Source organism: Cyanobium sp. Candia 9D4 (genome assembly GCF_024346155.1).
GTDB classification, from domain to species: Bacteria; Cyanobacteriota; Cyanobacteriia; order PCC-6307; family Cyanobiaceae; genus Cyanobium; species Cyanobium minutissimum.
Map to the genome: position 1 here is coordinate 532,675 of NZ_JAGQCK010000001.1, position 12,502 is coordinate 545,176.

A 12,502-nucleotide genomic window follows, 5' to 3' on the forward strand; every position below is an offset into this window, starting at 1 on the left:
CCGGCGGAGGGCGTCAGTCCCTGACATCGCCGTAGAGGCGCTTCAGCCTCTCTGCCGGCACCCCCAGGCCCCAGAGCAGGCCGATCAGCAGATAGATCCCCGTGGCCTTCCAGGAGCCCCAGCGCGCCACCCGGCGGTCGGAGGTCTCCACCACCCGGTTGAGCTGCCGGATGCGGCCCAGGTGGCCCAGCCGGTCGCACAGATCGGCATCCTCCATGATCGGCAGGCGCTCGTCGAAGCCACCGCAGCGCACGAAGTCGCTGCGCCGGCAGAACATGGCCTGGTCGCCGAACAGCACCCGGAAGCCGTTCAGCAGGTAGCGGTGGGGCCGGAACAGCAGGGCCGCGTAGTGGGTCTTGAGGGCGTTGTGCAGACTCACGCCCCAGCGGGTGCGGTCACCGCCCCGCATCAGGGCCAGGAAGCCGCCGCCGCTGATGGTCGGGTCGGCCAGGGTGGTGCCCACCAGCTGCACAAGATCCGAGGGCACCAGGGTGTCGGCATGGACGAAGCAGAGCATCTCGCCGCGGGCCGCCGCCGCCCCCCGGTTCATCTGCACCGCCCGCCCCGGCCGCGGCGATCGGATCACCCGGCAGCCGTGCACGTGGGCGCTGGCCAGGGTGGCATCGGTGCTGCCGCCATCCACCACGATCACCTCGATGGCCGCCGGATCGAGGATCTCCAGCTGCTGCAGGGTGCGCCCAAGATGGCTGGCTTCGTTGAGGGTCGGGATAATGATCGAGACCGACCTTGCCGTCACCTTGCTGCGCAACAATCTTGCATTCTACGATCAGCAGGCGGCCAGCTGGTGGGAGCCGTCGGCGACGATCTTTCCCCTCAGCCAACTCAATCCGCTTCGCTTTCTCTTCTTTGATCGGTTCGTTTCCGACTGGCGGAATCTGAGGGTGCTGGATGTGGGTTGCGGCGGCGGTTACACCTGCGAATTCCTGGCCCGTCGCGGCGCCGTGGTCACGGGCATCGACCGCTCTGCCGCCTGCATCGCGGCGGCCCGCAGCCATGCGGCCACCTCGGGCCTGGAGATCACGTACCGGGTGGGGATCGCTGAGGAGCTTCCCTTCGCCATCGGCTGCTTTGATGTGGTGGTCTGCGTCGATGTGCTGGAGCACGTGGATCGGCCCGAGGCCGTGATCGCCGAGTTCGCCAGGGTGCTCACCCCCGGAGGAACGGTCTGTTTCGACACCATCAACCGCACCTTCCGCTCCCGGCTGACCATGATCTGGCTGCTGGAGACGCTGCTGCGGCTGATCCCCGCCGGCGTCCACGACTGGCGGCGGTTCGTACCTCCGGCGGAGCTGCGGCGCTGGCTGGAGGCCAGCGGCTTCGCTGCCATCACGATGCGGGGTCTGGACCTGTTCGGCCGGGGGCCGCTGCGCACCCTGGGCCGGCTGATCCACTACCGCCGCACCGGCGGTTTCCAGGTCGGCTTCGACCACGATCTGGCGGTCATGTTCATCGGCGTGGCCTCCCTCAGCCCAGCAGCAGCCCCCCCGACTCGCTGAAGGCGGCCCGGGCACTGCGCAGGTCGAACAGCAGGTCCTCCAAGGTCAACTGGTCCAGTTCACGCTCCAGGGCCTGCAGCAGCCGGCGGTTCAGCACCCGGGTCACCCGATCGCTGGGGCGGGGGTCCTGCTCGGCGCCCCCCAGGGCGAACAGGCTGCCGGCCGGGGCCTCCACCGCCGCTAGGATCGCCGCCAGGGGCACCTCGGCGGGCGGACGCCGCAGCCGGTAGCCCCCCTGCCGGCCCCGGCGGGCCTCCACCAGGGCGGCGCGGCGCAGTTTGAGCATCAGCTGCTCCAGCATCGGGCCGGGCAGGTCCTGGGCCTCGGCCAGGGCGCTCACCGACTGCCAGCGGGGCGGATCAAGGGCCAGCTCCAGCAGGGCCTTGAGGGCGTAGATGCCGCTGCGGCGCAGCATCAGCGACCGGCCGCGAGGCGCTCCAGCACGTGCTCCAGGGTGTAGCCGAACAGGGCGGGATCGGGCTCGCCGCGGCCCAGATCGTCCAGGCCCAGTTCGCTCCAGCGGCCATCCACCCGGGCCTCCAGGGCGGCGTCCCGGCCCAGGGCTTGGCCCCAGTCGTGCCGTTTCTCCGGGCCGATCTTGGTGGTGGCGTCGATGGCGAGCCGGCCGCCGAGCCCCAGCCGCTCACTGGCGAAGTCGAGGGAGTCGAAGGGGGTGTCCTCCAGCACGAACAGGTCCCGCTGGGGATCCACCTGGGCGCTGATCGCCCAGATCACCTGACGCGGGTCGCGGATCGCGATCGACTTGTCGACCACCACCACGAACTTGGTGTAGGTGAACTGGGGCAGGGCGCTCCAGAAGGCCATCGCCGCCCGCTTGGCCTGGCCGGGGTAGGCCTTGTCGATGGCGATCACCGCCAGCTTGTAGCTGAGGCCTTCCATCGGCAGGAAGAAATCGACGATCTCCGGGATCTGCTGGCGCAGGATCGGCGTGTAGATCCGGTTGAGGGCGATCGCCAGCATCGCCTCCTCCTTCGGCGGACGGCCGCTGAAGGTGGTCAGGAAGATGGGGTCACGGCGCTGGGTGACGCAGTGGAAGCGCACCAGGGGCGAGTCCTCCTCACCGCCGTAGAAGCCCATGTGGTCGCCGCAGGGGCCGTCCGGGAGCACTTCTCCGGGCGTGATCGTGCCCTCCAGCACCACCTCGCTGTGGGAGGGCACCTCCAGATCCAGGGTCTTGCAGCGGGCCAGCCGCACCCCCTCCCCGGCGTAGAGGCCGGCGAACAGCCATTCGCTCAGCTGCACCGGAATCGGCGTGGCCGCCGCCATCACCAGCAGCGGATGGACGCCGATGGCCACCGCCACCTCCAGCTTGCGGCCCATCGCCGCCGCCTTGCGCAGGTGCCGGGCCCCGCCCCGCACGCTCAGCCAGTGGACGGTGGCGCTGTTGATCGACTGGCGCTGCAGCCGGTAGACGCCCACGTTCGGCACCCCGGTCTCCGGGTCCTTGGTGATCACCAGTCCCAGGGTGATCACCCCGCCCGCATCCCCCGGCCAGGGGCGCAGCAGGGGCAGCTGCTCCAGGTTCACCTGCTCGCCCTTCAGCACCTGCTGGTGGCAGGGGGGGGTGAGGTCCAGGTCGGGTCGGGCCCGCACCAGGTCCCAGAACACCCCGCCGAACTTCATCACCTCCTTGAGGCCCTTGGGGGGCCGGGGCTGCTGCAGCAGGGCCAGCCGCTCCCCCAGGGCCTCGAGCTCCTCGGGCCGCTCCATGCCCATGCTCCACAGCACCCGTTCGACGGTGCCCATCAGGTTCACCGCCACCGGCATCGGGGAGCCGATGACGTTCTCGAACAGCAGGGCCGGGCCGCCCATGGCCAGCACCCGGTCGGCGATCGCCGCCAGTTCGAGGTCCGGATCCACCGGCGCCGTGATGCGCCGCAGCTGCCCGCGCCGCTCCAGCAGGCCGATGAAATCGCGCAGATTGCGCTGCCGCCCCAGGGCTTTGCCGATCCCGTCTGCCACCACCCCCGCCACGTCGTCCTGCGCCGTCGAGCTGCTGCCTACTGTGACGCACCCCCGTGACGATCGCGTTCCGTGCTGCTCTCCTATTTCCACACCTCCGAAGCGGTCCCGCCCCTGCTGCCCCCCGAGGAGGACGGCCCCGACGCCGCCGTGGTCATCGACGTGCTGCGAGCCACCACCACGATCGCCTGGGCCCTGGAGAACGGGGCCGAGGCGATCCAGGCCTTCGCCGACCTTGGCAGCCTGGAAGACGCCGCCGCCGGCTGGCCGGCCGCCCGGCGGCTGCGGGCCGGTGAGCGTGGCGGCAAGCGGGTGGAGGGCTACGACCTCGGCAACTCCCCCCTGGCGGTGACCCGGGAGCGGGTGGAGAGCAAGCGCATCTTCCTGAGCACCACCAATGGCACCCGCTCCCTCGACCGGGTCCGGGACGTGCCCCTGCTGCTCACCGCCTGCCTGCCCAACCGCACCGCCGTGGCCCGGCGGCTGATCGAACGCCAGGCCCTGCGGGTCTGGATCGTGGGCAGCGGGTGGGAGGGGGACTACTCCCTGGAGGACAGCCTGGCGGCCGGGGCCGTGGCCTCAGCCGCCATCGAGCAGGCGGTGGCGCCCCACATGGGGGTGCGCTGCGCCAACGACGAGATGCTGGCGGCCCTCGCCCTCTGGCAGCAGTGGCGCCATGACACCGAGACCTGCCTGCGCAGCGCCAGCCATGGCCAGCGCCTGATCGGGCTGGGCAACCATGACGCCGACTTCGCCTGCTGCGCCGCCGTCGACAGCCTCGAGATCGTACCGATCCAGGCCGAACCCGGGGTGCTGAGGGCCAGCTGAGGCGCTCCTTGCCCCCCTTGGCGGCTCCCTTACGATTCGCCGGTCTTGGAGCGGTCCGGCGGTGAGCAGTTTTCTGGCAGCGGCGCTGCAACTCACCAGCACGCCGGACCCCGACGCCAATTTCTCGGCGGCCGAGGAGCTGATCGAGCTGGCCGCCCGCCGCGGCGCCGACCTGGTCGGCCTGCCGGAGAACTTCGCCTTCATGGGCGATGACGCCCGCCGCCTGGAGCTGGCGCCGCTGCTGGCTGAGCGCTGCAGCCGCTTTCTGGTGACGATGGCCCGTCGCTACCAGGTCACCCTGCTGGGGGGCGGCTTCCCGGTGCCGGCCGGTGAAGGCCAGACCTTCAACCGCGCCGAGCTGGTGGGGCGGGAAGGCCAGCTCCTGGCCCGCTACGACAAGATCCACCTCTTCGATGTGGACCTGCCGGACGGCATCACCTACCGGGAATCGGCCACGGTGCAGCCGGGCCATGAACCGCCGCCGGTGGTCGATGTGCCGGGCCTCTGCCGGGTCGGGCTTTCGATCTGTTACGACGTCCGCTTCCCCGAGCTCTACCGCCAGCTGGCCGGTTCCGGGGCCCAGCTGCTGATGATCCCGGCGGCGTTCACCGCCTACACCGGCAAGGACCACTGGCAGGTGCTGCTCCAGGCCCGGGCCATCGAGAACACCGCCTACGTGCTTGCCCCCGCCCAGACGGGCCTCCATTACGGCCGCCGCCAGACCCACGGCCATGCCCTGGTGATCGATCCCTGGGGCACCGTGATGGCGGATGCCGGCGTGGAGCCGGGCCTGGCGATGGCCCCGGTCGACATGGCCCACGAGGCCAGGGTCCGTGCCCAGATGCCGAGCCTCCAGCACCGCCATCCGGCGTTGTTCTGAGGGTGATCGGAGTGCGTGCGACGCGATTCGCCTGGCTGCTGACCCTGCCCCTGGTGCTCGGGGCCCTTCCCGCCAGGGCGGCGAGTGCCCTTTCCGCCTGGCGCCTGAGCCGGGAGGGGGTGCTGGAGCTGCGCACCTCGCCGGGGGTGCGGCTTCAGGCCTTCTACGAGGAGGGCTCCGGCGTCACCGGACCCCGGGTCTGGGTGGATCTGCCGGGTGCCCCCCAGCGCAGTCGCTCGGTCCCCGTCGGCGGCCTGGTGCGGGAGGTGCGCATCGGCCGGCCCGACCCCGGCACCACCCGGCTGGTGCTCGAATTCCGTCCCGGCACCCGACTCGACCCGCGCCAGCTGCGCCTGGTGGGAACGGCCCGGGACCGCTGGCGCCTCTCCCTCACCGGCCTGCCCCTGAGCGGCTTCACCCGCAATGTCGGCGAGGGCGACATGGACGCCCCCACCTCCAGCTGGACCGCCTCACGCCCCACCGGCTTCGGCAGCAGCGGCCGGGCCACCTCCGGCCGGCCCATCTCCGCCGATGGGCTGCCGGTGGTGCCCCGGGGCCGCTTCCGGGTGGTGATCGACCCGGGCCACGGTGGCCCCGATCCGGGGGCCGTGGGGATCGGCGGCCTGCGGGAGACCGATGTGGTGCTGGACGTGAGCCTGCAGGTGGCCCAGCTGCTCCAGGCCCGGGGGGTGCAGGTGCTGATGACCCGCACCTCGGAGGTGGACGTCGACCTGCCCCCGCGGGTGGCGCTCGCCAACAGCAGCAACGCCGACGTGTTCGTCAGCATCCATGCCAATGCCCTGAGCATGGCCCGCCCCGACGTGAACGGGGTGGAGACTTTCTATTTCCAGTCCGGCAGCTCCCAGCGGCTGGCCCAGGCGATCCAGTCCCGGATCATGGCGATCTCGCCGGGCACGCCCGACCGCGGGGCCCGGCCCGGGCGGTTCTTCGTGATCCGCCGCACGGTGATGCCGGCGGCCCTGGCGGAGATGGGGTTCGTCACCGGCCGCATCGACGCCCCGCGGCTGGCCGATCCCGCCTTCCGCCGCCGCCTGGCGGTGGCCATCAGCGCCGGCATCCTCGACTTTCTCCAGGGGGCCTCTTGAGCCTCCTGGTGGGTCTGTTCGACAGCGGTCTGGGGGGGCTCACGGTGCTGCGTCAGGTCCATGCCCTCTACCCCCACTCCCCCTGCCTCTATCTGGGCGACACGGCCCGGGTTCCCTACGGCCAGCGTTCCAAGGAGGAGATCCGCTCGATCGCCTCGGAGGTGGTGCACTGGCTGCGGCTCCAGGGGGTGGGGGTGCTGGTGATGGCCTGCAACACCTCCAATGCCCTGGCCCTGGACGTGGCGGTGGCCGAAGCGGGCGTGCCGGTGGTGGGGCTGATCGACAGTCTGGCCAGCGACCTCACCAGCGATCACGTCGGGGTGCTGGCCACCCCGGCCACCGCCGCCAGCGGTGCCTACCGGCGCTCGATCCAGGCCTGCCGCCCCTCGGCCCGGGTGCTGGAGGTGGGCTGCCCCGCCTTCGTGCCCCTGATCGAGGCCGGCAACCTGCAGGCCCCGGAACTGCGGGCCGCCGCCGCCGATTACCTGGCCCCGCTGCTGGCGGCGAACGTGGACACGGTCGTGCTGGGCTGCACCCATTACCCGCTGCTGCGGGCCCTGCTGGCCGAATTGCTTCCCCCCGATGTGCAGCTGGTGGACCCGGCCCTGGCGGCCGCCCAGCGCCTCGGCCCCCTGCTGGCCAGCCTGGGGGATTCCCCCGAGGTGGACCAGGCGGGGGAGTCGGTGCGCCCCCCCCTGCAGCGCACCCGCTTCTGCGTCACCGGCCCCGCCGACGCCTTTGCCAGCGCGGCCGCCGCCTGGCTGGGCAGCCGGCCGGCGGTGCGCAGCGTCAGCCTGCAGTCGCCCACCCGCGCCTACTGAGGCACGGCCCCTAGGATCCTTTCATCGTGGAGGTGACGTGGCGACGGTTGCAGAGTTGCTCCAGCCGGTGGAGTCCGACCTCGATGCCCTGCTGGCCGACCTGCGCAGCCTGATCGGCGCCGGCCATCCGATCCTGCAGGCGGCCGCCGAGCACCTGTTCGCGGCCGGTGGCAAGCGGCTGCGGCCGGGCATCGTGCTGCTGCTGTCGCGGGCCATCGCTCCCGACGGCGGCCTCAGCCCCCGCCACCGGCGGCTGGCGGAGATCACCGAGATGATCCACACCGCCTCCCTCGTCCACGACGACGTCGTCGATGAGGCTGCCACCCGCCGCGGGGTGGCCACGGTGCACAGCCGCTTCAACCACCGCGTCGCGGTGCTGGCCGGCGATTTCCTGTTCGCCCAGGCCAGCTGGCACCTCGCCAATCTCGACGACCTCGATGTCGTCAAACTGCTCTCGCGCGTGATCATGGATCTGGCCGACGGCGAGGTGCGCCAGGGCCTGTTCCGCTACGACACCGGCCAGAGCTTCGAGACCTACCTCGAGAAGAGCTACTGCAAGACCGCTTCCCTGATCGCCAACAGCGCCCGGGCCGCCGGGGTGCTCACCGGCCTCAGCGAACCCCGGCTCGACGCCCTCTACCGCTTCGGGCGCCAGCTGGGTCTGGCCTTCCAGGTGGTTGACGACATCCTTGATTTCACCGCCAGCGACCAGCAACTCGGCAAACCCGCCGCCAGCGATCTGGCCTCCGGCTATCTCACCGCTCCGGTGCTCTACGCCCTCGAGGAGCGTCCGGCCCTGGCGGGTCTGATCGAGCGCGAGTTCTGCGAGGCCGGCGACCTCGACCAGGCCCTGGCGATGGTGCGCGGCTGCGAGGCCATCGGCCGTTCCCGGGCCCTGGCGGAGGGCTTCGCCCGCGAAGCCCATGAGGCGATCGAGTGGCTGCCCCCCTCGGAGCCCCGCAGCGCCCTTCGGGCCCTGCCGGAATTCGTCCTCAGCCGCCTCTATTGATCCGGCTCTAGGGATCCAGCTCCACTTCCTCCAGGGAGTTCAGGCAGACCACGTCTTCGGGATAGGCCTGGCAGCCCACCCCCGGCGGCAGCAGCACGTGCACCCGGCAGCCGGCGCCGAGGGCGGCGGCCACCCCGGCCCTGGAATCCTCGAAGGCCCAGCAGGCGGTCGGCGCCACCCCGAGGCGGTGGGCCGCCAGCAGGAAGGGATCGGGGGCGGGCTTGCCGTCGCCCAGCTCCGGATCGTCGCCATGGACCCGTTCGCTGATCAGGGCCAGCCAGGGGTGGGGGGCCACCTTCCTGTCCACCGCCGGTCGGGCACTGCTGGTGGCCAGCGCCATGGGGATCCCCAGGGCCCGGCAGCGCCGCACCAGGGCCTCGGCACCGGGCATGGCCGGGGCGGAGGCCAGCAGGGCCTCGGCGATGGGCTGGCGCACCGCCAGCAGCTCCTCCTCGCTCAGGCGGGGGCCGCCCGCGGCGAGGATCCACTGGCGCACCTGGCTGGCGCAGTCGAGCCGCCGGCGGCCCCGCAGGCTGAGGAGCTCGGGCTCATCGAGGGGCCGGCCGAAGCGGCTGGCCGCCGCCTGCCAGGCCCGGGCATGGGCGGGCTCGGTGTCCAGCAGCAGTCCGTCGAGATCGAACAGGCAGGCGGCGGGTCGCTGGGGCATCCCCCCAGCCTGCATCAGGACGGATCGTTCTCGGGGTAGCGATCCTCCAGGGCGGTCTCCAGGGTGGTGAGCAGCAGCACCAGGGCGGCCCGCTCATCGAGCTCACTGCCGCTCACCTCGCTGATCCAGCGGTGGCAGAGCCCCTCGATCTGCTGGAACAGGGCGGTGCCGCCCCGCAGCAGGGTCATCACCTTCTCGACGTTGTCCTCATCGATGTCCGGCGGCAGCCCCACCACGTAGCGGCGGCCATCGTCCCCCACATAGGTGAGGTTGCCGTCGGCGTCCAGCGTCGGGCCGGCATGGGGCGTGATCGGCTGCTCCTCCATGGCCTTCCGCTCCAGTCCCGTGGGGTCGTCCCCTGGCTAACGCCGCCGCGCGATCTTGCCAAGCAGGGATGAGCAGCCCTGATCGGCCGGCCGGAGGGTCCGGACGGCCCGGCGCTCAGCGGTTCAGCCGCTGCATCCGCCAGGTGACGAACGTGCCGATCGGGCTCCAGAGCAGGAACGGCACCAGCAGCAGAGCGGCCTCCGGCGAGACGGGCCGCAGCGCCAGGGCCAGCCCCAGGCCCCAGATCCAGCCGGCCGCACCCGCCGCCGTTCCCCACGCCAGCCGGCGGGTGCGGCAGATCAGCAGCGTGTAGCTCTGCACCAGAACCAGCAGCCCCAGGTAGGCGGCCATGGCCAGGGGCGCCGTCGCCCCTCCGGCCCGCCAGCGGAGCAGGGCCGAGGCGTAGAAGCAGAGGTAGATCAGGGACCAGATCAGCGGGATCCAGCGCTCGAAGGTGAGCCAGCGGGGGCGCCTGAGCCGCAGGAACCAGGCGAACTGCTGGCGGCTCGGGGTGAGGACGGCGATCACCAGGCCCATCACCAGCAGGATCGTCAGCCAGGCGGGCATGGGAGGGGGGCGGTTGCTTCCAGCGTGGCCCGGCTGCGGTTGAATGCACCATGCCCCAGCCTGCCCGGCAGGCCTCGCCATGACCCAGGACTCCTCGCCCACCATCGAGTCGGTGCTCCAGGAAGAGCGGCAGTTCGCTCCGCCGCCGGCGCTGGCCGCCGAGGCCCGCATCGGTTCGATGGCGGCCTACCAGGCCCTGGCGGCGCGCGCCGCGGCCGATCCGGACGGCTTCTGGGGCGAGGCGGCCCGCTCGGAACTGCACTGGTTCCAGCCCTTCGACACGGTGCTGGACTGGAGCAACCCGCCCTTCGCCCGCTGGTTCGAGGGGGGCACAACGAATCTTTCCTACAACTGCCTGGATCGCCATCTGGCCGGCCCCCGGGCCGACAAGACGGCCCTGATCTGGGAGGGGGAGCCCGGCGACGGCCGTTCCTTCACCTACCGCGAGCTGCATGCGGAGGTCTGCCGCGCCGCCAACGCCCTCAAGGCCCTCGGCGTCGGCAAGGGCGATCTGGTGGCCCTCTACATGCCGATGGTGCCGGAGGCGGCCATCGCCATGCTGGCCTGTGCCCGCATCGGTGCCCCCCACTCGGTGGTGTTCGGCGGCTTCTCGGCCGAGGCCCTGCGCGACCGCCTGATCGACGGGCAGGTGAAGCTGGTGATCACCGCCGACGGCGGCTTCCGCAAGGACAAAGCGGTGGCGCTCAAGCCCGCCGTGGACCAGGCCCTGGCGGAGGGCTGCCCCAGCGTCGAGCATGTGCTGGTGGTGCGGCGCACCGGCGAGGCCACCGGCTTCGAGGCCGGCCGCGACGTCTGGTGGCATGAGCTGGTGGACGGCCAGAGCGCCGACTGCCCGGCCGAGCCCATGGCCAGTGAGGACCGGCTGTTCGTGCTCTACACCTCCGGCTCCACCGGCAAGCCCAAGGGGGTGGTGCACACCACCGCCGGCTACAACCTCTGGGCCCACCTCACCTTCCAGTGGATCTTCGACATCCGTGAGGACGACATCCACTGGTGCACCGCCGATGTGGGCTGGATCACCGGCCACAGCTACATCGTCTACGGGCCCCTCTCCAACGGCGCCACCACACTGATGTACGAGGGGGCGCCGCGCCCCTCCAAGCCCGGGGCCTTCTGGGAGGTGATCCAGAAACACAGGGTGACGATCTTCTACACCGCCCCCACCGCCATCCGGGCCTTCATGAAGAGCGGCCGGGCGGTGCCCGACCAGTACGACATGGGCAGCCTGCGGATCCTCGGCACCGTCGGTGAGCCGATCAATCCCGAGGCCTGGATGTGGTACCGGGATGTGATCGGCGGCGACCGCTGCCCCGTGGTGGACACCTGGTGGCAGACGGAGACCGGCGGGGTGATGATCAGCCCCCTGCCCGGGGCCACTCCCACCAAGCCGGGATCGGCCACCCTTCCCCTGCCCGGCATCGCCGCCGATGTGGTGGATCTGGAGGGCAACAGCGTGCCGACAGGGCAGGGGGGCTACCTGGCGGTGCGGCGCCCCTGGCCCGGGATGATGCGCACCGTCCACGGCGACCCGGAGCGCTTCCGCCGCAGCTACTGGGAGCACATCCGTCCCGCCGACGGCAGCTGGCTGTACTTCGCCGGCGATGGCGCCCGTCGCGACGCCGACGGCTACTTCTGGGTGATGGGCCGGGTCGATGACGTGATCAACGTCTCGGGGCACCGGCTGGGCACCATGGAGATCGAATCGGCCCTGGTGAGCCACCCGTCCGTGGCGGAGGCGGCGGTGGTGGGCCGGCCCGACGAGCTCAAGGGGGAAGGGATTGTCGCCTTCGTGACCCTGGATGTGGGGGTGGACGGCGATGCGGCCCTGGAGGCCGAGCTGCGCCGCCACGTGGGGCTGGAGATCGGGCCGATCGCCCGGCCGGACGTGATCCGCTTCACCGATGCCCTGCCCAAGACCCGCAGCGGCAAGATCATGCGTCGCATTCTGCGGTCCCTGGCGGCGGGGCAGGACGTCAGCGGCGACACCTCCACCCTGGAGGACCGCTCGGTGCTCGATCAGCTGCGGGTCTGAGACCAGGCGCCGATCTGCTCGGCCAGCCGCTCCATGGAGCGCTGGCGGGCCGGATCATCGGCCCACTCCCCCAGAAACTGCTTGCGCAGCCCGCCGCTGGCCGGGGTGAGGTGATCCCCCGGCAGTTCCAGCAGGGTGGAAGCATCGCCTGCCCTGGCCTGCAGCACGCCGATCAGCCGCCCGCTCTGGTCGATCGTGTCGCGGCTGAAGCGCACCACCAGGTTGCGGGGCTGGCGGTAGCTGCTGCCGATCTGCCTCAGGGTGTCCTCCGGGGAGGGGCTGAACTCACTGCGGAAGCGGAACTGCTCGCCCAGCTCCGCCAGGAAGGGGATCGACCGCTCGGCCGAGAAGTTGTTGAAGCTGAGGGCCACCAGGCCATCGCAGCGGCGCCCGCCGTCGGGGGCGAGCAGATGCAGTTTGCAGCCGAGGCTGTGGCCCAGCCGGATCAGGGGGAAGGCGGACCCACCGGAGGCCGGAGGGTCCTGCGGCTCCATCGCCCCCTCCCGCTGCTGGCGGAACAGGCGCCAGGCGGTGTTGGCCTGGGCCTGGTGGTCGAAGCCCGGCACGTAGCTCCAGGCGTGGATGCGCCAGCCCCGCGCCGCCAGGGCCTCGAGACAGCGCCGGTAGCTGAGCTGGGGGGTGGCGGCCAGGTAGCTGCCACCGATGAACTCGATCAGCCCGCGGGGCCGGCCCGGCGGCTCCAGCCGCCAGAGCTCACCCTGCTGTCGCCACGCCGTCATCGTC

General features: G+C 71.6%; 14 protein-coding genes. 7 read left to right on the top strand and 7 right to left on the bottom strand.

Features of this window, described 5'->3' with window-relative positions; genetic code table 11:
• Nucleotides 1-13: 13 nt before the first annotated feature.
• Nucleotides 14-757 carry a TIGR04283 family arsenosugar biosynthesis glycosyltransferase gene (locus KBZ08_RS02610; protein ID WP_254971149.1) on the bottom strand — a complete coding sequence of 248 codons (744 nt, stop codon included), beginning with the start codon at nucleotides 755-757 and terminating at the stop codon, nucleotides 14-16.
• Between KBZ08_RS02610 and ubiG the strand changes: the two genes are divergently transcribed.
• Nucleotides 732-1,517 (top strand): bifunctional 2-polyprenyl-6-hydroxyphenol methylase/3-demethylubiquinol 3-O-methyltransferase UbiG, encoded by a 786-nt coding sequence (ubiG, locus tag KBZ08_RS02615; protein ID WP_254971151.1) that lies wholly within the window; start codon nucleotides 732-734, stop codon nucleotides 1,515-1,517. The two genes, KBZ08_RS02610 and ubiG, sit on opposite strands and share 26 nt — an antisense overlap.
• Here the strand turns inward: ubiG and KBZ08_RS02620 are convergent.
• On the bottom strand, nucleotides 1,486-1,932 hold the full coding sequence (locus KBZ08_RS02620; protein ID WP_254971153.1) for an Rrf2 family transcriptional regulator: 447 nt from the start codon (nucleotides 1,930-1,932) through the stop codon (nucleotides 1,486-1,488). The two genes, ubiG and KBZ08_RS02620, sit on opposite strands and share 32 nt — an antisense overlap.
• Complete coding sequence (locus KBZ08_RS02625) at nucleotides 1,932-3,500, bottom strand: UbiD family decarboxylase (protein WP_254971155.1); 1,569 nt, start codon at nucleotides 3,498-3,500, stop codon at nucleotides 1,932-1,934. Before KBZ08_RS02625 ends, KBZ08_RS02620 begins: the two co-directional genes overlap by 1 nt.
• 72 nt (nucleotides 3,501-3,572) lie before the next feature.
• Between KBZ08_RS02625 and KBZ08_RS02630 the strand changes: the two genes are divergently transcribed.
• The 5 genes from KBZ08_RS02630 (at nucleotide 3,573) to sds (ending at nucleotide 8,144) form a co-directional block, all read left to right on the top strand.
• Nucleotides 3,573-4,328, top strand: a complete 756-nt coding sequence (locus tag KBZ08_RS02630) for a 2-phosphosulfolactate phosphatase family protein (protein WP_106219877.1) — start codon at nucleotides 3,573-3,575, stop codon at nucleotides 4,326-4,328.
• A 61-nt stretch (nucleotides 4,329-4,389) separates the two neighbouring features.
• Complete coding sequence (locus KBZ08_RS02635) at nucleotides 4,390-5,208, top strand: carbon-nitrogen hydrolase family protein (protein ID WP_106219878.1); 819 nt, start codon at nucleotides 4,390-4,392, stop codon at nucleotides 5,206-5,208.
• A gap of 5 nt (nucleotides 5,209-5,213) precedes the next feature.
• The gene (locus tag KBZ08_RS02640) at nucleotides 5,214-6,314 is read left to right on the top strand and encodes an N-acetylmuramoyl-L-alanine amidase (protein WP_106219879.1); all 1,101 of its coding nucleotides are present in this window, start codon (nucleotides 5,214-5,216) and stop codon (nucleotides 6,312-6,314) included.
• Complete coding sequence (murI, locus tag KBZ08_RS02645; RefSeq protein WP_106219880.1) at nucleotides 6,311-7,135, top strand: glutamate racemase; 825 nt, start codon at nucleotides 6,311-6,313, stop codon at nucleotides 7,133-7,135. The genes KBZ08_RS02640 and murI overlap by 4 nt, the downstream gene beginning before the upstream one ends.
• A 37-nt stretch (nucleotides 7,136-7,172) precedes the next feature.
• Nucleotides 7,173-8,144: a solanesyl diphosphate synthase gene (gene sds / locus KBZ08_RS02650; protein ID WP_043325320.1), complete on the top strand. Its 972-nt coding sequence runs from the start codon at nucleotides 7,173-7,175 to the stop codon at nucleotides 8,142-8,144.
• A 7-nt stretch (nucleotides 8,145-8,151) separates the two neighbouring features.
• Here sds and KBZ08_RS02655 read toward each other — a convergent pair whose 3' ends face one another.
• The 3 genes from KBZ08_RS02655 to KBZ08_RS02665 form a co-directional block, all read right to left on the bottom strand.
• Nucleotides 8,152-8,811 carry an HAD family phosphatase gene (locus KBZ08_RS02655; protein ID WP_254971158.1) on the bottom strand — a complete coding sequence of 220 codons (660 nt, stop codon included), beginning with the start codon at nucleotides 8,809-8,811 and terminating at the stop codon, nucleotides 8,152-8,154.
• A gap of 14 nt (nucleotides 8,812-8,825) precedes the next feature.
• Nucleotides 8,826-9,137 (bottom strand): hypothetical protein, encoded by a 312-nt coding sequence (locus tag KBZ08_RS02660; protein ID WP_015108066.1) that lies wholly within the window; start codon nucleotides 9,135-9,137, stop codon nucleotides 8,826-8,828.
• Nucleotides 9,138-9,252: 115 nt separating this feature from the next.
• Nucleotides 9,253-9,705 carry a TspO/MBR family protein gene (locus tag KBZ08_RS02665; RefSeq protein ID WP_106219882.1) on the bottom strand — a complete coding sequence of 151 codons (453 nt, stop codon included), beginning with the start codon at nucleotides 9,703-9,705 and terminating at the stop codon, nucleotides 9,253-9,255.
• A 79-nt stretch (nucleotides 9,706-9,784) separates the two neighbouring features.
• On the opposite strand from KBZ08_RS02665, the gene acs reads away from it, so the two are divergent.
• A complete protein-coding gene (gene acs, locus KBZ08_RS02670; RefSeq protein WP_254971162.1) occupies nucleotides 9,785-11,758 on the top strand; it encodes an acetate--CoA ligase in 1,974 nt (657 codons plus the stop codon).
• Here the strand turns inward: acs and KBZ08_RS02675 are convergent.
• Nucleotides 11,743-12,498, bottom strand: coding sequence for a DUF1350 family protein (locus KBZ08_RS02675; protein WP_254971164.1), 756 nt, complete (start codon nucleotides 12,496-12,498; stop codon nucleotides 11,743-11,745). The two genes, acs and KBZ08_RS02675, sit on opposite strands and share 16 nt — an antisense overlap.
• Nucleotides 12,499-12,502 lie beyond the last annotated feature (4 nt).